We start from the raw sequence: 22045 nt of genomic DNA, 5'->3' as shown, positions 1-22045 counted from the left end.
GTCAGGCCGCCTTTTTCCGCGTCTGGATATCCAGCTCGCCGCACAGGGTATGGAAGTACTCGGAAAAACGGCGATCGGCGCGCGCTTCGATGGGACTGCCGCGCTCGATGTCGATGGCGTGCACGTTCTTGACGCGTGTGGGCCGCCCGCTCAGCGCCACCACCCGCCGCGACAGGGCGACCGCCTCGTCCACGTCGTGCGTGACCAGGATGACGGTCTTGTGGAAGGTTTCCACGGCCTCCAGCAGCACGCTCTCCAGGTACAGCCGGGTCTGGTAGTCCAGCGCCGAAAACGGTTCGTCCAGCAACAGGATGTCCGGGTCCATGATCAGCGTGCGCATCAGCGCGACCCGTTGGCGCATGCCGCCGGACAACGTCTGGGGATAGGCGTTTTCGAAGCCGGACAGGCCGAAGGTGGACAGGTATTCGCGCGCCGTGTCGACGGCCTCGCGCTCGGCCACGCCGCGTATCCTGAGCCCGAGCAGCACGTTGTCCAGCACCGTGCGCCAGGGAAACAGCAGGTCCTTCTGCATCATGTAGCCGACCCGGCCGCGCATGCTGGCGACCGGTTCGCCGCGATAGACCAATTGGCCGGTATCGGCCTGCAGCAGGCCGGCGATGATATTGAATATGGTGGACTTGCCGCAGCCGCTGGGGCCGATGATGCTGACGAAGTCCTTCTCGTATATGTCGAAGCTCAGCCCATCCAGGACCTGCACGCCGCCGCCCTTGCCGGGAAACGATTTGCGGACGTCACGTATGCTCAACTGGACGGGTTGGGATACCGGAGGTTGGATCAGGGACATGGATGCGTTCTCCTTGGGAACAGAGAAAAGCAAAGCACATGCCAATTTTTCCCCCGGTGAGGGGCCCGGCCAGCCGCCCCCATGCGCCGAAATCGTGCCCCGGCGGCTCCCGTTCCTGGTGCCAGGAGCACGGACGCGGGCCGGGGACCCGGCCGCCGTCGCGCGGCCGCCACAAAATGGCCGGAAAAACCGGGACCCAGGGCAAGCGCTAATACATCTTGAAAGGGAAACGCCGCATCATGGCGATGATTGTTCCTGAGTCCAGACAATAAAGTAACCGGATGAGCCCCCATCGCCCCTTTGCTGCCCTGACCGCCGTCCTGACGGCCGCGGTGGCGCTGGGCATCGCCTTGCTGCCGCCCGGCGCGGCGGCACAGGTGGCGGCGGCCTCCGCGCCCGCGATTCTTGCGGCACCCAAGGGGAATACGGCGGGCACGGGGACAACCGCGGCCGCAACCGCCGTCGCCGTCAGCGCGGCGAACGATCGCTGGGCGGACAGCCTGGCGGCGTTCGCCGCTGCTGACCAGGCGCATCCGCCCAAGCCGGGCGGCGTGCTGTTCGTGGGGAGCTCGTCCATTCGCCTGTGGAACGGGCTGGAAACCGAATTCCAGTCGCTGCCTATCGTGGTCAAGCGCGGTTTCGGCGGCTCGCGGATGCTGGATTGCACCCAGCACCTGCACCAGCTGGTGCAGCCCTACAAACCCCGGCTGGTCCTGGTGTACGCCGGCGATAACGACCTGGCGGAGGGCCGCACGCCGGAACAGGTGCTGCAGGCGTTCACCGCCTTCGTCGAGGGCGTGCGCAGCAATCTGCCGGCCACCCGCATCGCGTATATCTCGATCAAGCCCAGTCCGTCGCGTGTCGCCCTGATGCCGGAGATACGCCAGACGAATGAGCTGATCCGCGCCTATACCTTGAAGACGCGCAATACCGACTTCATCGATATCTATACGCCCATGCTGGATGCCGCCGGCCAGCCGCGGCCGGAGTTGTTCCGCGACGACCTGCTGCACCTGAACGCGCGGGGCTATGCGCTATGGAAGCAGGTGATCACGGCGCATCTGAATTGAGCCGCGCGGCGCGCGGCGCGGGCGCCGGCTTTTTCTTGTTGTCGCCCACCAGGCGCGCCACGATATAGAGCGCGAATACGCTGCCGGCGAACAGCAGCACGTCCTGCCACAAGGGGCGATCCGGCGAAGGCTCGCCGATGACGGTCAGCACCAGCAGCACGATCACCAGATGCGCGCAGAACACCGACAGGGATGCGCGCCCCAAGGTTTCCAGCCAGCGCATGCGCGGCAGATGGGTCTTCAGCCAGCCGCTGAAATGCATGGCCAGCACCACCAGCGCCATGAAGTTCAGCAGGCGCAGTATGCCCAGGTGCCATTTATCGAACAGGAAATTGAAGGGGTTGCCGTCCGGAAAGGCGCCCAGCCCGGCGATATGGCGCCAGATGAAAAACGTCCCGGCGATGACGACGGCGCCGAACACCAGCGGCTGGGGTATCGGCCGCCGCTGCTCGGGCGGCACGCGCGCGTGCGTCGAGCCCAGCCACAGGCCGAAGATCCACAGGAATTGCCAGCCGAAGGTTTCGAAGGCGCCGGTTTCGCTGAACGGCACCGGCAAGCCGGTCAGGGCCACCACGCCGCCGTACAGGAAGCGCGATAGCTCGAACTGCGTGGCGAACCACAACACCCCGCTCAGGATCAGGATGGCGCGCCAGCCATGCCGCAGGGCATACGTCAGCACCCAGGGGCTGGCCAGCATGAACAGCACATAGACAGGCAGGATGTCCAGCAGCGGCGGGTTGTAGACCAGCCCCAGACTGGACAGCAGCGCCGTCAGCGGCTGCTGCAGGTAGAACCAGATCAGCGTCTGCACGGCCGGCTGCGGCAGCGTCAGGCCGAGCCCGGCGATCACGGTGAACAGGAACAGCAGCGATGCGGCCTGGCAGCCGTAGACGACCAGGGCCCGCTTCAGGAAGGCGCGCTGCATGGCCCGCATGCCGTGGCGCAGATAACGCTGGGTGTAGACCAGGCCGGCCATATAGGCCGACAGCATGACGAAGCCTTCGGCTGCGGACACGAAGCCCAATGGCTGGCTGGTCGGAATGCCGAAGTTGGTCGGCAGGTGTGTGGACAGCATCAGCACCAGCATCAAGCCCCGGACGGCGTCCAGCTCCCACAGCCGCGGGCGCGACGCGGCCGCTGGCGCCGTGGCGGCAGCAAGCGGAACGCGCGGCAGGCAGGGATTCGAAGGTGTGGTCATGCTGCATCCAGGGTGATTCAGGCAAACCCGTGAGGGTACATCACGGCTGGGGTAAACCCGGAGGCTCAAGCGTGACACCGCCAGCGAGGGCGCGCACGCCATGCTTGTAGCCCTTTGTATCGCCGACGCCGCCGCCCCGCGCAGCGGGTTGCATCCCGGAACATGCATGCGGGCTTCGTGCAGGAACCGGCGGTGGCGTCCGGGTACAGCCGGGCCCAAACGGCACGTTGCGCAAAGGGACGGCGTGGGAATCCGGCGTGCGCGGCAGCCACTTTGTCATGCATTCAAAACAAGCTAAGACCCCGCCACAATTAAGAAAAGTCCGACAGTTGATCGGGCTATCAGTTGTTTACATTCTGTCTGGTTTCTGTTGACATTAGCGCGGCGCCGATGGTCCATTCCGGGCGCCCATACGGCCCAAAGGACGCCCCCCGTGCCTACCAGCTTATCGATCCGCCGCAGGATCGCCGCCATCGTGGTCACGCTGGTCGCCGCGGCGCTTCCCTTCCTGCTTATCCTGCCCATCATCCTGCTTGAATCGCAGCGCCAGCTGGCCGGCGAAGCCAGCGTCACGGCCGGCGTGCTGCGGCGCCAGCTGGAAAACATCCTCCTGCGCGCCCAGGATGTGACGCACCGGCTGACGTCCACCCTGCGCCGGCCCTGCGGGGAAGTGCTGCCACTGCTGCGCCAGATGGGCTCGCTGCAGCCTTATTTCCGATCGCTGCTGCTGGTACACGACGACGTCGTGACCTGCTCGTCGGTCTATGGCATGCCGAACACGCCCCTGATCGCGCTGTCGCCGCAGGAACACGTGCCGCAAGGAATGCTGGTGACGCCCGTCGCCGGCACGCTGCTGGTGCCGGACCGGCCGGCGGTCATGGTGTCGCGCGGACTGCGCGACGGCAACGGCGTGGTGGCCTTCCTGGATGCGCAGTATCTGTACGACCTGAAACTGGCGGCGGCGCGCGACGGCGTCTACGACGTCGATATTCTGCTGGGCCCGCGCAACGTACCGCTGCTGGATGCGGGCGAACGGCAGCGCGGCGCGCGCATGCCGGGGCCGGACACGCAGCAATCGTCCTCCAGCATGTTTCCGGTGCAGGTGCGCGTGACGCCGATGCAGGCGCAGCGCGACGCCGTCCGTGGCCAGGTGTGGCGCGGCTACGCGGCCTTTCTGCTGCTCGCCAGCCTGCTCTGCGGCTACGGCGCCTACCGCCTGTACGACTGGCGCGTCTCCATCCCCGGCGAAATCCGCAAGGGCATGCGGGCGCGCCAGTTCCACCTGGTCTACCAGCCGGTTTTCGACATGTCGACCGGCCGCATGTCCGGCGTCGAGGCGCTGTTGCGCTGGCGCCATCCGCGACTGGGCAATGTGCGTCCCGACCTGTTCATCGCCGCCGCGGAAGAACACCACATCATCGATGACCTGACGCGGCATATGTTCGAGCTGGCGGCCGGCGACCTGGCTTTGCTGAAGCTGCCGCCGGGCAGCCACCTGGCGGTGAACGTCTGCGGCGCGCACATCGTGTCGGACCGCTTCGTCGCCGACGTCGACGGCCTGCTGGCGCGGCTGCGCGCCTACGATGACGTCAGGCTGGTGCTGGAAGTCACCGAACGCCATCCCCTGCCCGACACGCCGGCGCTGCGGGGAAACATGGCCGAGCTGCGCGAACGGGGCGTGCGGTGGGCGCTGGACGATTTCGGCACCGGCCACAGTTCGCTGTCGTATCTGCAGCGCCTGCACGTACATTTCCTGAAGATCGACCGTGCTTTCGTCAGCAGCGCGGGCACCGAAGCGGTCGGCAACGTGGTGCTGGACACGGTCATCGGGCTGGCCCGCCAGTTGGGGCTGCTCATGATCGCGGAAGGCGTGGAAACCGAGGCCCAGGCGGCCTACCTGAGCGACAAGGGCGTGCAGTTCGCGCAGGGCTTCCTATTCGCGCGGCCCATGCCGCCGCGCGAGCTCGCGGCATGGCGGTCGGAGCAGGCGGACGCCGTCGCGGCGCGCATGCCCGGCCGCATGGCCTTGGCCGATACTGCCTGAGGCCCGTGCGGCCTCAGGCGGCCTCGTACGGCCTCGTACGGCCTCATACGGACCGAAGCGGAAGCGGCCTCGGGCGTGGTCCGCCGGTGACCGGCCAGGCGCTTACCTGGACGCCGGCCGCTGCCGGTACTTCAGCCGCATGACGCTGGCGATGGCCGCGCCGGTGGCGAACAGCGCGCCCAGCCACAAAGCCAGGATGGCGCCGCGATCGGTGGAGGCATGGAAGCAAGCGGCCACCATGGCGGCGCCGCTGGACTGCCCCAGGAGACGAACCGTCCCGACCATGCCGCTGGCCCCGCCCGCGCGTTCCGGCGGCGCGGCGGTGATGATGGCGCGCACGTTGGGCGACTGGAAAAATCCGAAGCCCGCGCCGCACACGGCCAGGCGCCAGCACAGGCCGAAGACCGACGGGTCGTTCGGCATCGTCGCCAGCAAGACCATGCCGACGGCCATCATGGCCATGCCGACGCCGGCCAGCACGCCGACGTGCATGCGGTCGGACAGATAGCCGGCGATGGGCGCCATCACCGCCACCATCACCGGCCAGGGCGTGATCAGGAAACCGGTCTCCACCTGCGTATAGCCCAGCACGTTCTGTAGCATGAAGGGCAAGGACACGAAGGCCAGGGACTGCGTCGCGAAGGAACAGACGCCGGTGGCGGCCGATAGGGCGAACACCGGGCGCCGCAGCAGGTCCACCGCCAGGAATGGCGCGGGATGGCCGGCCTGGCGCTTCAGTAGCAGAAGCAGGCATGCCGCGCACAGCGCCGCCGTGATCGCAATGATGTGCGGCTGGGCCAGTTGCGCGCCTTCATTCAGGCTGAACACCAGCAGCGCCAGGAAACCGGCGCACAGCACCGCGCCCAGCGTATCGAAGGGACGCTTGGTGCGCGTAGTCACCGGCAGCGCGCGCAGGCAGAAATAGATGGCGATCAGGCCGACCGGCACATTGATCAGGAACAGCCAGTGCCAGGTCGCCACGGTAAGCACCAGCGAGGCGGCGGTCGGGCCGGCGGCGAAGGCCAGCGCGACCATCAGCGAATTCAGGCCCACGCCCCTGCCCAGCAGCTTGTCCGGATAAATGAATCGCAGCATCGCGCCGTTCACCGCCATGGTGGCGGCCGCGCCCAGGCCCTGCACCACCCGCCCCGCCACCAGCCATTCCAGCGAGGGCGCCATGCCGCACGCCAGCGAGGCCAGGGTGAACAGGATCAGGCCGAACATCATGATGCGCCGATGGCCGACGATCTCGCCCAGCGTGGCGGCGGGCAGCAGGCCCGCGACCATGGAAAGCTGATATGAGCTGATCACCCAGATCGATCGTGCCTCGGAGGCCTGCAGGTCGCGGGCGATGGCGGGCAGCGCGGTGTTCGCGATGGCGGTATCCAGGCTGGCCATGCAGACACCCAACAACAATCCGAGCGCGGCGGCCCAGCGCTGGTGGGCGGGCATGCCCGCGCCAAAGGGATAGGCTTTTTGAACCGCGAAGGAAAAGAACATCCGACACCGAGGAGTTGGGAGACGCCCGGCCGTCCCACGGGCCCGGTCAGGCCGGCCCGCGACACCGCCGGACCGGGAAGGCGCAGCCATGCAAAAGCGGGTAAGGGTGTACTGCTTACCGGGCGGCCCTGTCAAACGACGGCGCCCTCGGGGGCCGAGCGCGGTGGTCGGCTGACAGGCATGGGCTTTGCTGAAATTTCCGCCGCGGTCCGAGCTGCCCATCCGGGCGGTAATCCACCGGCATCCGCGCCATCCGCACAGGAGACCGCCATGGCCCTGAACACGACCCACACCCCCACGGCGGTTAGCGCCGCCCGCGCCGTCACGCCCCTGGATTGGATCGCCCTGATTCTCGCCATCATCGGCGGCCTGAACTGGGGGTTGGTTGGCGCCTTTAATTTCGATCTGGTGGCGGCGATCTTCGGCGCCGGCTCGGCGATCGCGCGCATCGTCTATCTCCTGGTGGGATTGGCGGCGCTGTATCTGATCCTCTTCGCGGTGCGCCTCGGCAGCACCAACAGGCCTTGATGGGGCGTCTGCCGTGGGCCCGATTCCGCGCGGCCGTGGCATGAGGCCCAGCGGGCCGGGCCGCGCAGGCCGGACCTGATGCCCGGGCCGCGCGGGCCGCCTCTCATCCCCCATGCGGCATCAAGCGCAGCAGGACCGTCAGCGACACCAGCGAGCCCACCGTCGACAGCAGTATGGTGCGCGCGGTGACGAAGGCCTCGCGGCGATAGAACTCCGCGAGCATGAAGGGACCCGTGCCGGTGGGCAAGGCGGCCAGCAGCACGGCCATGTGCGCCAGCGGCGCGGGCAGCACGAATACACGCGCCGCCAGCCACCAGGTCAGTGCCGGTTGCAGCACCAGTTTGCCGGCGGTCAGCGCCAGCGATGCCTTCGGCGTCCGGGCGGCCGGCCGTTTTTCCGCCAGGAACAAGCCCAGGCACACCAGCGCGCAAGGCGTCGCGGCGGCGCCCAGGAGATTCAGGAAGGTCTCGGCGGGCGCCGGCAGTTCCACGCCGCCGGCCGCCCACAGGGCGCCCGCCGCGGGCGCGACGATCAAGGGATTGCGCGACATGCCGCGCAGCACCTTCAGGCCGACCTTGTGCGGCCGCCGCTCGGTCTGCAAGCCCACTTCGACCAGCATCACCGCAATGGCGAACAGGACCGACACGACCATCAAGGTCGCGACGGTGGTGGGCACCACGCCGGCGTCGCCGAACAGCGCGAGTATCAAGGGGAAGCCGATATAGGCCGTGTTGGCGTACGACGCGGCGATCGCGTCCACGCTGGCGTCGGCCAGATGCCGTCCCGAGCGCAGGCGCCAGGCCAGCGTTATCACGAACACGGCGGCGCATGCCAGGCCGAAGGCGGCGACGAAGCCGGGCTGGTACAGCTGCGTCCAGGACGCGTGCGCCATCAGCTTGAACAGCAGCGCGGGCAGCGCCAGCCAGACGACGAAGCGGTTCAGCTCCACGCAGGCGGCGGCGCTGGCGATGCCGCGGCGGCGAAGCACGAAACCCGCCAGGATGAGGGCGAAGATGGGAATCAGGATCTGCAGGGTGGAAAGCATGGCGTACGACCTGGACCGGCGACATCGCGCGCCGGCAGCTGCGCGGCCGTCGATGCGCATGCCCGCCCCGAAGCACCCGCATTGGCACCTGCATCGGTACCCGCGATGGTGGCCACGGTAGTGTCCGCGGCAGTCCCGCGAAAATACCCGGCGAACCCGGCAGCCATGACGGCAGGGGCCAGCGTAGTGCCGTGTGGCAATACAATCCAATTCTTTATCGGGCTGCCAACAATACCTTTTCTGCATCGTGCTGGACATCAAACCCCTACGCTATTTCGTCACCCTGGCGGAAACGCGCCATTTCGGCCGCGCGGCGGCGCGCCTGCACCTGTCGCAGCCGCCGCTCAGCCGCCAGCTGGCTAGCCTGGAAGCGGCGCTGGGCGTGAAGCTGCTGGATCGCAATCCGCGCATGGTGTCCCTGACGCCGGCCGGCGAACGCTTCCTGACAGACGCCAAGGCCATCCTGGCCGCGCTCGAACAGGCCGGCCGCAATGCGCAGGCCGCCGCGCGCGGCGAGGCCGGCGCCCTGTCCATCGGCTTTACCATGTACGCGGCCTACAGCGTCATCCCCGCCTACGCCAAGGCCTATGGCAACGCCTATCCGGACGTGGCGCTGACACTGCGCGAAGTCGTGTCGCCGGACCTGGCGGCGCAGGTGCTGGATGGCCGCATCGATGCCGCGGTCGTGATGGCCGGCGGCCGCCACGGGGAACTGTCCAGCCGCGTGATCGTGCGCGAGCCGCTCTGCGTCGCGCTGTCGCGGCATCATCCGCGCGCGCGGGCGCGCGGCGCCATGCGCATCGAACAACTGGCCGGCGAGCCCTTCGTCATGACCTCGGGCGAAGTCGCCCCGGCACTGCGCGCCAGCATCGTGGCGCACTGCCGCCAGGCCGGCTTCGACCCTATCGTGCGGCTGGAAGTACAGTTGCAGCAGACGGTGCTCAATATGGTGGACGAAGGCGTGGGGGTGGCGCTGGTGCCGGCGTCCATGCGCAAGTCCCGCCTGCCCGGCGTGGCATTCCGTCCGCTGGCCGGCGCGCCGCACTCCGAACTTGTACTGCTCTGGTCGCCCCGCAACCGCAATCCCTGCCTGTCCAATTTCCTGGCGCTGGCGGCGCCGGCATAGAGAGACCCGCATAGATGCCCAACACCCGCAATCCCCTGTTTCGCCGTTTCGAAACCCTGATCGATCCTTTCCGGCCGGCGCTGGACGAGCCGCCGCCGGACGACGTCATCCGCTTCTACCGCCACTATCTGCGGCAGGTGCGCGCCGCGCTGGTTTTCCTGCTGGTGGTCGGCCTGGCGGGCGCGCTCATTGACGTGACGCTGTTCCGCTTCCTGGGCCGCATCGTCGACCTGGTCAAGGACCAGCCCGTCGCGGCCTTCTTCGACGAGCATGGCAGGACGCTGATCGGCATGGCGCTGGTGGTGCTGGTGCTGCGGCCCATCGTCACCGGGCTGCACGATATGCTGGTGCACCAGTCGCTGGCGCCCGGGCTGACCACGCTGGTGCGCTGGCAGAACCACCGCTACGTGGTCAAGCAGGGCCTGGGCTTCTTCCATAGCGACTTTGCCGGCCGCATCGCCAATCGCATCCTGCAGACCGGCGTGGCGCTGCGCGATTCGACTCTGCAGGCCGTCGACGCCGTCTGGCATGTGCTGATCTATTCGGGCAGCGCGTTGATTCTGTTCTTCGATGCCGACTGGCGGCTGACCCTGCCGCTGATCGTCTGGATCGTCGGCTATATCGTGACGCTGATCCACTACGTGCCGCGGGTCAAGTCGCGGTCCGCCACGGCGTCGGAAGCCAGCTCCAAACTGATGGGCCGCATCGTCGACGGCTACACCAATATCGGCACGCTGAAACTATTCGCCCACAGCCAGCGCGAAGAGATCTACGCGCGCGAAGCCATGGCGGAACAGACCGGCAAGGCGCAGCTGGCGGCGCGCCTGGTGACGGGAATGGGGTTCACCATCGCCATCCTGAACGGCATCCTGATCGCCGGCACGCCGGGCCTGGCGCTCTGGCTGTGGAGCCAGAACCTGATGTCGGTGGGCGATATCGCGCTGGCCACGGGCCTGGCCATGCGGATCGCCGACATGTCGGGCTGGATCATGTGGGTGGTCAACGGCATCTTCGAAAACGTCGGCACGGTGCAGGACGGGATCCGCACCATCGCGCGGCCGCGCGTGGTGGCCGACCGCGTCGACGCCAAGCCGCTGCGCGTCACGCACGGCCGCATCTGCTTCGAAAACGTCGGCTTCGGCTACGGCAAGGGCGGGCTGGTCTTTACCCGGCTGAACCTGGACGTGGCGCCCGGCGAAAAGATCGGCCTGATCGGGCCGTCGGGCGCGGGCAAGTCTTCGCTGGTCAGCATTCTGCTGCGACTGTATGACGTCGAGGCGGGCCGCATCCTGATCGACGGGCAGGACATCACCAAGGTGTCGCAGGAGACGCTGCGCGCGCAGATCGGGGTGGTGACGCAGGATACCTCGCTGCTGCACCGGTCGCTGCGGGAAAACCTGCTGTATGGCCGGCCGGACGCCACCGAGGAACAATTGATGAACGCCATCCGGCAGGCGCGGGCGGACGAGTTCATCTTCGACCTGACCGACGGCGAGGGCAACCGCGGGCTGGACGCGAACGTCGGGGAACGCGGCGTCAAGCTGTCGGGCGGCCAGCGGCAGCGCATCGCCATCGCGCGCGTGCTGCTGAAGGACGCGCCCATCCTGGTGCTGGATGAAGCCACGTCGGCGCTGGACTCGGATGTGGAGGCCGCGATCCAGGACAATCTGGAAACGCTGATGCACGGCAAGACGGTGATCGCCATCGCGCACCGCCTGTCCACCATCGCCAAGATGGACAGGCTGGTGGTGATGGAGCACGGCAACATCGTGGAGATGGGCACGCATGCCGAACTGCTGGCGCGCAACGGGGTGTATGCGCGCCTGTGGCATCGGCAGACCGGGGGTTTCGTCGGGCTGGAATAGACCCGCGGGGAGGTGGCGATGCAATGAAGGGATCGACCGAAGATTCCGCGGCATCCGGGACCGGGACAGGCGGCCCCGCCTACGCATTCCTGGCGCGGCGGCTGGGGCCGGTGGCGACCATCGCGCTGGCCCAGTTGCTGGGGACCTCGCTGTGGTTCAGCGCCAATAGCGCGGCGGACGATCTGATGCGCGCCTGGGCCGCCACACCCGGCGATATCGGCATCCTGACCAGCGCCGTGCAGATCGGTTTCATCCTGGGAACGCTGGCCATTTCCGTCAGCGGCCTGGTGGACCGCTTCCGCGCCAGCACGGTTTTCGTGTGCAGTGCCGTGGCCGGCGCCTGTTTCAATGCCGCGTTCGCCTGGCTGGCGCAGGGCCTGGCGTCCGGCGCGCTGTTCCGCTTTCTGGTCGGAATTTGCCTGGCCGGCATCTATCCCGTCGGCATGAAGCTGATCGTGCACTGGGCGCCGCGGCGCACCGGCGCCGCGCTGGCGCAGTTGGTGGCCATGCTGACGCTGGGCACCGCATTGCCGCATGCGCTGCGCGCGGCGGGCGCGGGACTGCCGTGGCAGGAGGTCATCACGGCGTCGTCGATGCTGGCCCTGGTCGCCGCGCTGATGATACGCATCCTGGGAGACGGGCCGCGAGGGCCCGGGCCCATGGGCCCCGCCGCAGGACATACCGCGGCGGCGATCGCGCCGGCGCCTTCGGCGGTAGTCCGGGCCGCGGCGGCAGATCCGGATCCGGCCTCGGATCCCCTCACGCCGGTGGCGCCGGCCGGCCGCGACGGCCGGCGGCCGACGCTGGCGGACGCCTTCCGCGTGCGGCGCTTCCGCGCGGCCGCGCTGGGCTATTTCGGCCACATGTGGGAGCTGTATGCGTTCTGGACGCTGGTGCCGTTGCTGATCGCGCGGTCCTCGGCCGGCAGCCTGTTCCCGGGGCTGGGAATATCCGCCGCGTCCTTCTGCGTCATTGGGATCGGCGCATTGGGATGTCTGCTGGGCGGCAAGCTATCGCACAGCATGGGCAGCGCCAAGGTGGCCCTCGGCGCGCTCGGCCTGTCCGGCCTGTGCGCGGTGGTCTTCGCCGCGGGCTGGCAAACCCTGGACCCGCGCGCGTTGGCGGTGTTGCTGCCGATATGGGGCGCCGCCGTGGTGGCGGATTCGCCGCAATTCTCCGCGCTGAGCGCCCGGGCCTGCCCTCCCCGCCTGATCGGCAGCGCCCTGGCGATCCAGAGTTCCATCGGCTTTGCCATCACGGTTGTCTCGATCGCCGGCGCCACCGCGCTTTTCCAGCGCATCGGCCTGGATGCCACCTGGCTGCTCGTGCCGGGTCCCGTCTTCGGTCTGCTGGGCTATGCGGTGGCCTCATGGGAACGGCGGCCCGGCCCCTAGCCGCGCGCCGGAACGCCTCGACGGGCGCCGGCGCGGCGCCCCACGGGAAAGCCCCGGGGCGGCGCGGGCGGAGGTTCACGCCGACGGCGTGCGCGAGTCGTAGACGGCCTCTTCCAGCGGATACAGCGGCCGCGCCCGCTTGGCATACGGAAAGATCGAATAATCCGAGGTGGTCACGCCCGGGCTGTCGCATTCGACCAGGCCGTCCGAGATCGGCACGAACACCGGCCGGCAGTACATACGCGATTTCAGCAGCAGATAGCGGGCGCGGCGCGGGTCCTGGCCCACGCTTTCGAACACCGCCAGGTCCCACGGCTCATGGGTCTGTTCGGATACCACCACCCGGGCGTCCCCCAGATCCAGTACCGCCGTGCGCCCCATGCTGACGCGCATGCCGGTGTACGTGGGGCCTGTGATCACGTATTCGCCATCCGTGATCGCCAGCACCACGCCCGTGGCCTGCATGGGCCGCGCATGGATGCCCAGCGACGCCAGCGACCGCTTGTTGCCCAGCGGCAGCGTGACGCGCGCGCCGACGCCCGCCCGCGCCATGACCGCCACCGCCTCCGGATCGCAGATGATGCCGGCCAGGATGTCCTTCATGCCGCGCGCCAGCGCGGCTTCCAGCACCGCCGTCGTATCGCAGGTGCCGCCGGAATTGCAGTTGTCGCCATGGTCCAGCAGCAGGATGGGCCGCCGCGCCTCGGCCGCCATGGTTTCGGCGCGCGCCAGCGAGTCGGCCAGCGGCTCGCTGCGATAGACGAAATCGTCGCGCCGCGCCCAGATGCCCGCGGCGATGCGGTCCGCGGCCGCCTCCGCCAGCGCGCGGTCGCCGTCCGCGACCACGATCACGCTGATGCAGGGATGCGGGATATCCGCCAGGCCGAAGCCCGCCAGTACGGATGCCGCCGCCACGCCGCGCGCTTCCTCGTCGCGGGCGGCCCGCACGGCGTCGCGCATGGCGCCGCCATCGGTCGCCGAGCGCAGCGTATGCGTCATCAGCGGCGGGCGCCGCCAGGCCATGACCGGGCGGAATTCGCCGGCGATCATGCGCCACAGCAGCCGGCCGGCGTGTGCGCCGGTCTCGTACATATCGACGTGCGGATAGGTCTTGAAGCTGACGATGACGTCGGCGTTGTCCACCATGCGCGAGGTCACATTGCCGTGCAGGTCCAGCGCCACGGCGATCGGCACGCCCGGCGCCGCCGCGCGCACGCGCGCCAGCAGGTCGCCTTCGCCGTCGTCGCTGTTCCGCGCGACCATGGCGCCGTGCAGGTCCAGGAAGATGGCGTCGCAGCCCGGCACGGCGGCCAGCACGCGCTCGCACATTTCGTCGTACGCGTCCGCATGCACCGGGCCGCTGGGATAGGCCCAGGCCGACAGCGGCGTCACCATATCGGCGCCGTGCTCCTTGGCCAGATCGATGAACGCGCCCATGGCGGTGCGCGCGCCCTCGTTCTCGCGGCGCGCATCGTCGTCGTAGGCGGGCCCGCCGCGGCCGAAGGCGGACAGCGGCGTCGGCACCGGCGAAAAGGTGTTCGTCTCGTGGTTCATCCGCGCGATCAGGACTTTCATGCGGCGATCTCCCGTGCAGCGACGCCGGCCATGCGCAGCATGGCGCGCAGCAGGACATTGCAGCCCGCCTCCAGATGATCAGGGCGGGCGTCCTCGATTTCGTTGTGGCTGATGCCGTCCTTGCAGGGCACGAAGATCATCGCCGTCGGCGCGACGCGCGCCAGGTAGACCGCATCGTGGCCCGCGCCGCTGACGATATCCATGAAGGACAGGCCCAGCTGGCCAGCGCCTTCCTTCAACGCATCCAGCAGCGCGTCGTCGAAGGGCTGGGGCGGGAAGTAGACGACCTCCCGCACCTCCACCGCCACGCCCGGCAATGCCGCGCAATAGTCGCGCAGCGCGGCGGTCATGGCCGTCAGCGTGGCATCGTCGGCCGCGCGCAGGTCCACGGTCAGCTGCACGCGCCCCGGGATGACATTGCGTGAGTTCGGATAGGTATCCAGGCAGCCCACGGTGCCGCGCGCGTGCGGCGCATGGTCCAGCGCGATGCGGTTCACCTGCCGGACGATGTCGGCGGCCGCCAATAGCGCGTCGTGGCGCAGCTCCATGGGCGTCGGTCCGGCATGCGCTTCCATGCCGGTGACCGTGACGTCGAACCAGCGCTGTCCCAGCGCGCCGCGGACCAGGCCTATGGTCGTGTCCCTGGCCTCCAGGATGGGGCCTTGTTCGATATGGGCTTCGAAATACGCGGCCACGGGCCGACCGCCCACGGGTTCCGGGCCGGCATGGCCGATGGCTTTCAGGGCATCCGCGACGCTGATGCCGTCGCGGTCGCGCTGTTCCAGCGCATGCGCCAGCGTGAAGGCGCCGGCGAAGACGCCCGAGCCCATCATGACCGGAACGAAGCGCGAACCTTCTTCATTGGTCCAGACCACGACTTCGATGGGCGCTTCCGTGACGACGCCATGCGCGTGCAGGGTGCGCAGCACTTCGATGCCGGCCAGTACGCCGTAATTGCCGTCGAATTTGCCGCCGGTGGGCTGGGTGTCGATGTGGCTGCCGGTCATGACCGGCGGCAGATCGTCGCGCCGGCCGGCGCGGCGCATGAAGATATTGCCGATGGCGTCGATGCGCACGCCGCAGCCGAGTTCGCGCGCCCATTGCATGACCAGCTCGCGGCCCTGGCGGTCGAGGTCCGTCAGCGCCAGGCGGCGCACGCCGCCCTTGTCGGTGGCGCCGATGCGCGCCAGCGTCATCAGCGAGTCCCACAGGCGCGCGCCGTCGACGCGGGGGATGGATGGGGTTTCAAGATCGGACATGTTCAATTCCTTTCAAAGGGCGGCGCGTCGGCGGCGGGCGCGCGCCGTTCGCCCCGGGCGCCGCCGCACGCGGCGCGCGACCCGACGCGCTGCCGGTGCCGCTTGTGACACAGGGACGAACGGGTGCGCGGCGCGCGTCGTCATCACACACCCACGCCCAGATAACGGTCCTTGATCGCATCGTCGGCCGAGAATTCGGCGTTACTGCCTTCATACACGATAGCGCCCTGCTCGATGATGTAGTGGCGGTCGGCCAGCTGCGTGCAGACTTCCAGGTTCTGCTCCACCAGCAGGATGGGCACGCCCTGCTGGCGGATCAGCTTGAGCTGGGCAACGATTTCCTCGACGATCACGGGCGCCAGCCCTTCCACCGGTTCATCCAGCATCAACAGCCGGGGATGATTCATCAGCGCGCGACCGATCGCCAGCATTTGCTGCTCGCCGCCGGACAGTTGCGCGCCGCCGTTGCGGCGCCGCTCCTTCAGGCGCGGGAAGATGCGGTAGATGTCCGCCAGTTGCCATGGCGAGGCGCGGCGCGCGCCCAGCAACAGGTTTTCCTCCACCGTCAGCAGGCGGAAAATTCCGCGGTGCTCGGGCACCAGGCACAGGCCCTTGCCCGCCACCCGATGGGCCGGCAACCCGCCCACCGATGCGCCGTCGAAGCGGATCGTGCCTTGCGCCGGCCGCAGCGCGCCGGCGATCGTCTTCAGCGTGGTGGATTTGCCGGCGCCGTTGCGGCCCAGCAAGGTAACCAGCTCGCCCTCGCCCACGGCGAGCGAGACGCCCTGCAGGATGTGGCTTTTGCCGTAATAGGCATGTACGTCGCGCAATTCCAGCTTCATGCGCGGCCTCCGGTGATCATGTTGCCCAGGTAGGCGGCGCGCACGCGCGGGTCGTCGCGGATGGCGGCGGGCGTGCCCTGCACCAGTACCCTGCCCTGCTGCATCACCGTCACGGTATCGGAAATATCCATCACGATATTCATGTTGTGCTCGATCAGCACGACGGTGTGGTCGGCGGCCAGGCCGCGTATCAGCGCCTTCATCGCATCCAGGTCGTCCACGCCCATGCCGGAGGTCGGTTCGTCCAGGAAGATGGCGCGCGGCCGCGCCGCCATGGCCATGCCGACTTCCAGGCGGCGCTGCTGGCCGTGCGACAGCGCCGCCGCGGCGACGTCGGCGCGCGCGGTCAAGGCCAGGCGATCCAGCAGGCTGTCGACCAGCTCGTTCAAGCCGCCATCGCGTCCCGGCCGGTGCCACATATCGAAGGCGCCCGACGCGTGGGCGCCCTGGGCGGCCAGGCGCAGGTTCTCGCGCACGGCCAGGTTGGCGAACAGGCTGGTGACCTGGAAGGATCGGGCGATGCCGCGCCGTACGCGTACGTTGTCGGGCTCGCGCGTCACATCGTGGCCGTCGAATACGATGCGGCCTTCGCTGACGGGGACCGTGCCGGTCAGCGTATGGAAGAGCGTGGTCTTGCCGGCGCCGTTGGGGCCGATGACGGAATGCACGGTGCCGGGCATGACGCGCAGGTCGACGCCGGCCAGCGCGGTGAACTTGCCGTAGCGTTTGACGATGCCGTTGGCGTCCAGGATCGGTTGGGTCATCGCGTTTCCTTGCGGGCCTGTCCGGCGGCGGCGGATTCGGTCGCGCTCCCGGCTCCTCCTGTCGCGGTCCCGGTCACGGTCCCGGCTCCGGGTTCGGACGTCCGGCGGCGCGCCGCCCACAGCCGTTCGCCCAGGCCCCACAGGCCCTTGTGCATGAACAGGCTGACGGCGATCAGCAGGAAGCCCAGCAGCATCAGCCAACGCGGCCACAGGGTGGACAACCAGTCCGACACCAGCACATAGAAAGCCGCGCCCAGCACGGAGGCGAACAGATTGCCCGTGCCGCCGATCACCGTCATCACCAGGATCATTTCGCTGGTGTGGTATTCGATATTGGACAGCGGCGCGATGCCCGTCATCAGCGCATGGAAGGCGCCCGCCAGCGCGGTGACCGCGCCGGACAGGGCAAAGACCGCCAGCTTCAGGGCGCGCGTGTCGTAGCCTACCGCGCGGGCGCGCGCCTCGTTTTCGCGGATGGCCAGCAGCGTGCGGCCGAATACCGATTCCGTGACCCGCTGCAGCAGCCAGAACACCAGCAGGAAACAGATCCCCACCAGCGCGTAGAAGCGCCACGGCGTATCCAGGCGCATCAGGGTCAGGCCGCCCAGCGCCAGCGGCGGGCGCGGGATATCGAGCAAGCCGTTGTCCCCGCCAGTCCAGGACGGCAGGCTGTAGGCGAGGAAATAGAACATCTGCGCGAAGGCCAGCGTCAGCATCACGAAGTAGGTGCCGCGCTGGCGAATGGCGAACCAGCCCACCAGGCCGGCGACCACCGCGCCGACGGCGATGGAGGCCAGCACGGCGGCCGGCAGCGGCAGTCCCGCCCGCGTCATCAGGATGCCGACGGCATAGCTGCCCATGCCGAAGAAAATCCCTTGCCCGAAGGACAGCAGGCCCGTGTAGCCCAACAGCAGATTGCAACCCAGCACCGCCAGCGCGTACACCAGCACTTCGGTGGCCAGGGTGCCGGATTCCAGCACCGCCGGCAGCAACAGCACGACGGCGGCCGCCAGCAGCAATCCGGTATGGTCGCGCATTATCTTTACCATGCCCGCGTCATCCTCTGCCCAGCAGGCCGTGCGGGCGCAGCAGGAGCACCGCCGCCATCGCCACATAGATCATCAGCCGCGCGCCTTCCGGCCACAGGGTGCTCATGACGCTTTGCACGATGCCGATCAGCAGTCCACCCGCCAGCGCGCCGCCGAAGCTGCCCATGCCGCCGACCACCACGATCACGAAAGCCACGCCCAGCGCCTCCAGCCCCATAAAAGGATCGACGCCGCGGATGGGCGCCGCCAGGGCGCCGGCCAGCGCCGCCGTTCCCGCGCCCAGCGCGAACACCAGGCCGAAGACCCGATAGACGTTGATGCCCAGCAGCGACACCATTTCCGCGGACTCGCTGCCGGCGCGCACCGCGCTGCCCAGCCGCGTACCTTCCAGCAGCCACCACAGCAGCAGCGCGAACACGGCGGTGAAGGCGATGACGAACAGGCGATATTTGGGATAGATGAAGCCGCTCCACATCACCACGCCCTGCAGGGCGTCCGGCGTGGCGACGTTGTCGCCCAGCGGGCCCCAGCCCAGGATGACGGCCTCCTGCAGCACCAGGGCCAGGCCCACCGTGATCAGGATGTGGAATTCATGCGGCTGGTCGTAGACCCGCCGCAGCAGCGTGCGCTCCGCCAGCCAGGCCAGCAGCGCCACCAGCAGCGGCACCACCGCCAGCGCCAGCCAGAAGTCCAGGCCCCAGGCCACCGCCTGGTAGCAGAAGTAGGCCCCCAGCAGATAGAAGGCGCCGTGCGCGAAATTGACGAAGCGCAACAGCCCGAAAATGATGGACAGCCCCACCGCCAGCAGGAAATAAAGCATCCCGATACCGATGCCGTTGACGACTTGCAGCAGGTAGACGTTCATGAATCCGGAAACGGCATGGACATATGCATATCGGCGGATACCACGCGGCGGCGCCATCCGCCGCGGGTAGTTGCGCGCGCGGCGAACCCCTGCCGGGGCGGCCGCGATAATACGGAATTACAGCTTGCACCCCGTCTGCGCGATGGGCAGGAAGGATTTGCCGGCGCTGAGGATCTCGGCGTAATCGTCCTTGTCCTTCATCGCCTTCTTGGCCTTGCCGCGCAGCAGGTAGTAGTTCTTCAACACCTGGTGATCCTGCGCGCGGATTTCCTCTTCGCCCGTCAGGCCCGTGTACTTCATGCCTTCCAGCACCGGAATGACCTTGGCGGGATCATCGCTGCCGGCCTTGGCGATGGCGTCGATCAGGATCTTGGTGCAGATATAGGAACCGGCCAGGCTGTAGTTGGGATTCGACTTGAAGGCATCCTGGGAGCGCTTGACCAGGTCCTTGTTGCCCGGACTGTCGATGCCATGCCAGTACTGCGCGCCGAAATAGACGCCTTCGCACAGATCGGCGCCCAGGGATTCGAACTGCTCCAGGCCGGAGGCCCAGGCCATCAGAATGGTGGTGTTCTGCTTCATGCCAAAGCTGACCGCCTGGCGCAGGGCGTCGGACGACTGCGAGCCGAAATTCAGCAGCAGCAGCACGTCCGGCTTGGCGGCCATGGCGTTGGTCAGATAACCGCTGAATTCCTTTTCCGTCAGCGAATGGTAGCTGTTGCCGACGTGCTCGATGCCCTTTTCCTTGAAGATGTTCTTGGCGGCGTTCAGCAGCCCATCGCCGAACACGTATTGCGGCGTGATGGTGTACCAGCGCTTCGCCTTCGGGAGCCTTTCGATCAGCGGCCGCACGGTCTGTTCGATCGCCCCATAGGTCGGCACGGACCAGCGGAAGGTGGACTTATTGCAATCGGATCCGGTGATTTCGTCGGCGCCGGCGGTGGTGATGAACACGCCGCCCGCCTTTTGCACTTCCTTGCCCATGGCCAGGGCTTCCGACGACAGGATGCCCCCGGCGAAGTAGCGCGCGCCCTTCTGCTGCGCCAGTTCCTGCACCTTGCGCACGGCGGTGGCGGGCTTGCCCTCCGTATCCAGCGTCGTATAGGCCAGGGGGCGGCCGAGCAGCTGGCCGTATTGCTGGATCGCCAGCTTCATGCCGAGATCGGCGTATTTACCATTCGCGGCGAAGGGCCCGGACATGGGCACGGGACAACCAAACTGGATCGCCTGCGCGGCCTGCGCGTAGGCGTCGCGCAGCGACAGGGATCCGGGCAGCGCCGACAGCGCGGCGAGTTTCAGTAGGTCGCGACGGTTCAAGGCCTTCCCCTATTTATCATGATAAATACGATGAACTGATAATATGGTTGGGCAATATTCCACGTCAACACGGCGCGGCGTGGAATCGGGACGGTAGTTTCCCTAGTGCCCTGGCGGAACGTGCCGGGAAACTCAACGGTCGCGACCGCACACAGCCGGACAACAAGGGGGAACCCACGCATGCCCCGCGAATCCGCCGCCACTCCACCCGCCGCGCCGGGCAAATCGAAACGCGCCGACCTGGTGGCCGAGGAAATCAAGCGGCTGATCACCGAACGCGACCTGCGGCCCGGCGACAAGCTGCCGCGCGAAAACGAACTACAGCAGCTGTTCGCCGTCAGCAAAAGCACCATGCGCGAAGCGCTGAAGTCGCTGGAGGTGCAGGGCCTGGTCACGATCAGCACCGGCCCGGCCGGCGGCGGCCGCATCGTCGAGGTAACGCTGGACCGCACCTTCCAGCTGATGCAGAACTACCTGTTCTTCAAGGAAGTGACCATCGACGACATCTATACGGTGCGCAAGATGCTGGAACCCGAACTGGCGGCGGGCGCGGTGCCGCACCTGACCGAAGCGGACTTCGAAGCCCTGATGCACAGCATCGAATGCTGCGATCCTTCGTCCGGCCGGACGGCGGACGTGGTGGCGCAGCGTAAAGAGGACTTGAACTTCCACGACATCCTGGCGATGGCCAATCCCAACCCATTCCTGCGCTTCACCTGCCAGCTGATCAATGAAATGCTGCGGCAGCTGACGGTATTCGAAAACGACACGCCCACGCGCACGCAGCGGCGCTTCGGCGAAGCGAACGCGCGCGTGCACCAGGACATCGTGGATGCGGCGCGCAAGCGCGATGTCGATACGGTGCGCCGGCTGATGGCCGAACACATGGTGGAAGCGTCGGGCTTCGTGAAGAAGCTGAACGGCAAGCTGCAGGGGCGGCTCATCCTGGACTCCGAGATGACGCGCCGCAATGCCGCCGCGCGGCGCCGCCTGGGGCGGCCCGGCCTGGCGCGGCGCCGGGAAACGGATTCGGCGGGATAATGCGCCCTGGCATGACGGGATACCGATAGCCAGACATACCGGGAGGCTGAATATGTGGTTCGATCTGTCCAAGCTGGCGCCGCGAGACGGCTACAAGCTGCTGTCGTCGACAGTAGTGCCGCGGCCCATTGCATGGGTCGTGAGCGCCGACAAGGAAGGCCGGCTCAACGCCGCGCCGTTCTCCTTCTTCAACCTGTTCTCCGACGACCCGCCCATCGTATGCCTGGGCATCATGGGCCGGGCCGGCGGGCCGAAGGACACATCCGCCAATATCCGCGCCCGTGAAGAATTCGTCATCAACGTGGTGCCGGAGTCGCTGGCCGCCAAGATGAACATGACGTCGGGCGACTACGCGGCGGGCATCGACGAGCTGGCCTGCGCGGGCTTGACCGTGGCCCCCAGCACCAAGATCGGCGTACCGAGGATCGCGGAAAGCCCTGTCGCGCTGGAGTGTGTGCCGATCAACTTCATGGACGTAGGCGGCGGCCGCGTCATCATCGCCGCCCGCGTGGTGGGCGTACACGTGGCCGACCACGCCGTACTCGACGCGGCCAAATGCTACATCGACACGCCCGCCCTGCAACTCGTGGGACGCATGCATGGCGGCGGCGAATACACCCGCACCACCGACCGCTTCAACATGACCCGCCCAACCCCCGACGAACTCGTCACGCCGCCCCCCGCGGCAAAGCACACCGCGTAGCCGCCGCGCAGCCACGCACGCCAAGCCACACCGCGTAGGCGCTGCGTGGCCGCGC

Annotated in this window: 19 protein-coding genes; 8 read left to right on the top strand and 11 right to left on the bottom strand. The window is 67.9% G+C overall.

The features are described from left to right. Position 1 precedes the first annotated feature (1 nt). Positions 2 to 805 (bottom strand): ABC transporter ATP-binding protein, encoded by an 804-nt coding sequence (locus ACNA0R_RS26595; RefSeq protein WP_415829088.1) that lies wholly within the window; start codon positions 803 to 805, stop codon positions 2 to 4. Between the two features lie 281 nt (positions 806 to 1086). Between ACNA0R_RS26595 and ACNA0R_RS26590 the strand changes: the two genes are divergently transcribed. Then, entirely contained in the window at positions 1087 to 1875 is a 789-nt protein-coding gene (locus ACNA0R_RS26590; RefSeq protein ID WP_415829087.1) for an SGNH/GDSL hydrolase family protein, read from the top strand. Here ACNA0R_RS26590 and opgC read toward each other — a convergent pair. Continuing rightward, positions 1856 to 3073: an OpgC domain-containing protein gene (gene opgC / locus ACNA0R_RS26585; RefSeq protein ID WP_415829086.1), complete on the bottom strand. Its 1218-nt coding sequence runs from the start codon at positions 3071 to 3073 to the stop codon at positions 1856 to 1858. The two genes, ACNA0R_RS26590 and opgC, sit on opposite strands and share 20 nt — an antisense overlap. Before the next feature lie 433 nt (positions 3074 to 3506). On the opposite strand from opgC, the gene ACNA0R_RS26580 reads away from it, so the two are divergent. After that, positions 3507 to 5117: an EAL domain-containing protein gene (locus ACNA0R_RS26580; protein ID WP_415829085.1), complete on the top strand. Its 1611-nt coding sequence runs from the start codon at positions 3507 to 3509 to the stop codon at positions 5115 to 5117. Positions 5118 to 5219: 102 nt separating this feature from the next. Here ACNA0R_RS26580 and ACNA0R_RS26575 read toward each other — a convergent pair whose 3' ends face one another. Beyond that, positions 5220 to 6569, bottom strand: coding sequence for an MFS transporter (locus ACNA0R_RS26575; RefSeq protein WP_415829084.1), 1350 nt, complete (start codon positions 6567 to 6569; stop codon positions 5220 to 5222). Between the two features lie 318 nt (positions 6570 to 6887). Between ACNA0R_RS26575 and ACNA0R_RS26570 the strand changes: the two genes are divergently transcribed. After that, positions 6888 to 7145: a DUF378 domain-containing protein gene (locus ACNA0R_RS26570; protein WP_415829083.1), complete on the top strand. Its 258-nt coding sequence runs from the start codon at positions 6888 to 6890 to the stop codon at positions 7143 to 7145. Between the two features lie 103 nt (positions 7146 to 7248). Here the strand turns inward: ACNA0R_RS26570 and ACNA0R_RS26565 are convergent, their stop codons facing one another. Continuing rightward, positions 7249 to 8190 (bottom strand): AEC family transporter, encoded by a 942-nt coding sequence (locus tag ACNA0R_RS26565; RefSeq protein WP_415829082.1) that lies wholly within the window; start codon positions 8188 to 8190, stop codon positions 7249 to 7251. A 193-nt stretch (positions 8191 to 8383) separates the two neighbouring features. Between ACNA0R_RS26565 and ACNA0R_RS26560 the strand changes: the two genes are divergently transcribed. From ACNA0R_RS26560 to ACNA0R_RS26550, 3 genes are read left to right on the top strand one after another with little or no spacing between them, the layout of a single operon-like run. Then, positions 8384 to 9316: a LysR family transcriptional regulator gene (locus ACNA0R_RS26560; protein WP_462935922.1), complete on the top strand. Its 933-nt coding sequence runs from the start codon at positions 8384 to 8386 to the stop codon at positions 9314 to 9316. Positions 9317 to 9330: 14 nt separating this feature from the next. Further along, positions 9331 to 11181: an ABC transporter ATP-binding protein gene (locus tag ACNA0R_RS26555; RefSeq protein WP_415829081.1), complete on the top strand. Its 1851-nt coding sequence runs from the start codon at positions 9331 to 9333 to the stop codon at positions 11179 to 11181. 23 nt (positions 11182 to 11204) lie between these two features. After that, complete coding sequence (locus ACNA0R_RS26550) at positions 11205 to 12575, top strand: MFS transporter (RefSeq protein ID WP_415829080.1); 1371 nt, start codon at positions 11205 to 11207, stop codon at positions 12573 to 12575. A gap of 75 nt (positions 12576 to 12650) precedes the next feature. On the opposite strand, the gene ACNA0R_RS26545 is transcribed toward ACNA0R_RS26550, so the two are convergent. The 7 genes from ACNA0R_RS26545 to ACNA0R_RS26515 all read right to left on the bottom strand — a co-directional run bounded on the left by ACNA0R_RS26545 (position 12651) and on the right by ACNA0R_RS26515 (position 20246). Continuing rightward, positions 12651 to 14150 (bottom strand): M81 family metallopeptidase, encoded by a 1500-nt coding sequence (locus ACNA0R_RS26545; protein ID WP_415829079.1) that lies wholly within the window; start codon positions 14148 to 14150, stop codon positions 12651 to 12653. Then, positions 14147 to 15409 carry a Zn-dependent hydrolase gene (locus ACNA0R_RS26540; RefSeq protein WP_415829078.1) on the bottom strand — a complete coding sequence of 421 codons (1263 nt, stop codon included), beginning with the start codon at positions 15407 to 15409 and terminating at the stop codon, positions 14147 to 14149. Before ACNA0R_RS26540 ends, ACNA0R_RS26545 begins: the two co-directional genes overlap by 4 nt. Before the next feature lie 143 nt (positions 15410 to 15552). Then, entirely contained in the window at positions 15553 to 16251 is a 699-nt protein-coding gene (locus tag ACNA0R_RS26535; protein WP_415829077.1) for an ABC transporter ATP-binding protein, read from the bottom strand. After that, positions 16248 to 17015: an ABC transporter ATP-binding protein gene (locus ACNA0R_RS26530; protein ID WP_415829076.1), complete on the bottom strand. Its 768-nt coding sequence runs from the start codon at positions 17013 to 17015 to the stop codon at positions 16248 to 16250. The genes ACNA0R_RS26535 and ACNA0R_RS26530 overlap by 4 nt, the downstream gene beginning before the upstream one ends. Next, on the bottom strand, positions 17012 to 18064 hold the full coding sequence (locus ACNA0R_RS26525) for a branched-chain amino acid ABC transporter permease (protein ID WP_415829075.1): 1053 nt from the start codon (positions 18062 to 18064) through the stop codon (positions 17012 to 17014). Before ACNA0R_RS26525 ends, ACNA0R_RS26530 begins: the two co-directional genes overlap by 4 nt. 7 nt (positions 18065 to 18071) lie before the next feature. Continuing rightward, the gene (locus ACNA0R_RS26520; RefSeq protein ID WP_415829074.1) at positions 18072 to 18929 is read right to left on the bottom strand and encodes a branched-chain amino acid ABC transporter permease; all 858 of its coding nucleotides are present in this window, start codon (positions 18927 to 18929) and stop codon (positions 18072 to 18074) included. A gap of 117 nt (positions 18930 to 19046) precedes the next feature. Beyond that, positions 19047 to 20246 carry an ABC transporter substrate-binding protein gene (locus ACNA0R_RS26515; protein WP_415829073.1) on the bottom strand — a complete coding sequence of 400 codons (1200 nt, stop codon included), beginning with the start codon at positions 20244 to 20246 and terminating at the stop codon, positions 19047 to 19049. A 180-nt stretch (positions 20247 to 20426) separates the two neighbouring features. Between ACNA0R_RS26515 and ACNA0R_RS26510 the strand changes: the two genes are divergently transcribed. Both ACNA0R_RS26510 and ACNA0R_RS26505 read left to right on the top strand, forming a co-directional pair. Next, positions 20427 to 21287: a FadR/GntR family transcriptional regulator gene (locus ACNA0R_RS26510; protein ID WP_415829072.1), complete on the top strand. Its 861-nt coding sequence runs from the start codon at positions 20427 to 20429 to the stop codon at positions 21285 to 21287. Between the two features lie 52 nt (positions 21288 to 21339). Then, positions 21340 to 21990, top strand: a complete 651-nt coding sequence (locus ACNA0R_RS26505) for a flavin reductase family protein (protein WP_415829071.1) — start codon at positions 21340 to 21342, stop codon at positions 21988 to 21990. Positions 21991 to 22045 lie beyond the last annotated feature (55 nt).

Source organism: Bordetella sputigena (genome assembly GCF_965137885.1).
GTDB lineage: Bacteria > Pseudomonadota > Gammaproteobacteria > Burkholderiales > Burkholderiaceae_B > Bordetella_C > Bordetella_C sputigena.
Note: the sequence above shows the minus strand (reverse complement) of the source record. Positions and strands in the feature narration are given on the sequence as shown.

What these genes read in the sequence shown, in the direction of transcription:
- ACNA0R_RS26595 (WP_415829088.1), bottom strand. Translation starts at nt 805, where the DNA reads ATGTCCCTGATCCAACCTCCGGTATCCCAACCCGTCCAGTTGAGCATA.
- ACNA0R_RS26590 (WP_415829087.1), top strand. Translation starts at nt 1,087, where the DNA reads ATGAGCCCCCATCGCCCCTTTGCTGCCCTGACCGCCGTCCTGACGGCC.
- opgC (WP_415829086.1), bottom strand. Translation starts at nt 3,073, where the DNA reads ATGACCACACCTTCGAATCCCTGCCTGCCGCGCGTTCCGCTTGCTGCC.
- ACNA0R_RS26575 (WP_415829084.1), bottom strand. Translation starts at nt 6,569, where the DNA reads ATGCCCGCCCACCAGCGCTGGGCCGCCGCGCTCGGATTGTTGTTGGGT.
- ACNA0R_RS26570 (WP_415829083.1), top strand. Translation starts at nt 6,888, where the DNA reads ATGGCCCTGAACACGACCCACACCCCCACGGCGGTTAGCGCCGCCCGC.
- ACNA0R_RS26565 (WP_415829082.1), bottom strand. Translation starts at nt 8,190, where the DNA reads ATGCTTTCCACCCTGCAGATCCTGATTCCCATCTTCGCCCTCATCCTG.
- ACNA0R_RS26555 (WP_415829081.1), top strand. Translation starts at nt 9,331, where the DNA reads ATGCCCAACACCCGCAATCCCCTGTTTCGCCGTTTCGAAACCCTGATC.
- ACNA0R_RS26550 (WP_415829080.1), top strand. Translation starts at nt 11,205, where the DNA reads ATGAAGGGATCGACCGAAGATTCCGCGGCATCCGGGACCGGGACAGGC.
- ACNA0R_RS26545 (WP_415829079.1), bottom strand. Translation starts at nt 14,150, where the DNA reads ATGAAAGTCCTGATCGCGCGGATGAACCACGAGACGAACACCTTTTCG.
- ACNA0R_RS26540 (WP_415829078.1), bottom strand. Translation starts at nt 15,409, where the DNA reads ATGTCCGATCTTGAAACCCCATCCATCCCCCGCGTCGACGGCGCGCGC.
- ACNA0R_RS26535 (WP_415829077.1), bottom strand. Translation starts at nt 16,251, where the DNA reads ATGAAGCTGGAATTGCGCGACGTACATGCCTATTACGGCAAAAGCCAC.
- ACNA0R_RS26530 (WP_415829076.1), bottom strand. Translation starts at nt 17,015, where the DNA reads ATGACCCAACCGATCCTGGACGCCAACGGCATCGTCAAACGCTACGGC.
- ACNA0R_RS26525 (WP_415829075.1), bottom strand. Translation starts at nt 18,064, where the DNA reads ATGGTAAAGATAATGCGCGACCATACCGGATTGCTGCTGGCGGCCGCC.
- ACNA0R_RS26520 (WP_415829074.1), bottom strand. Translation starts at nt 18,929, where the DNA reads ATGAACGTCTACCTGCTGCAAGTCGTCAACGGCATCGGTATCGGGATG.
- ACNA0R_RS26510 (WP_415829072.1), top strand. Translation starts at nt 20,427, where the DNA reads ATGCCCCGCGAATCCGCCGCCACTCCACCCGCCGCGCCGGGCAAATCG.
- ACNA0R_RS26505 (WP_415829071.1), top strand. Translation starts at nt 21,340, where the DNA reads ATGTGGTTCGATCTGTCCAAGCTGGCGCCGCGAGACGGCTACAAGCTG.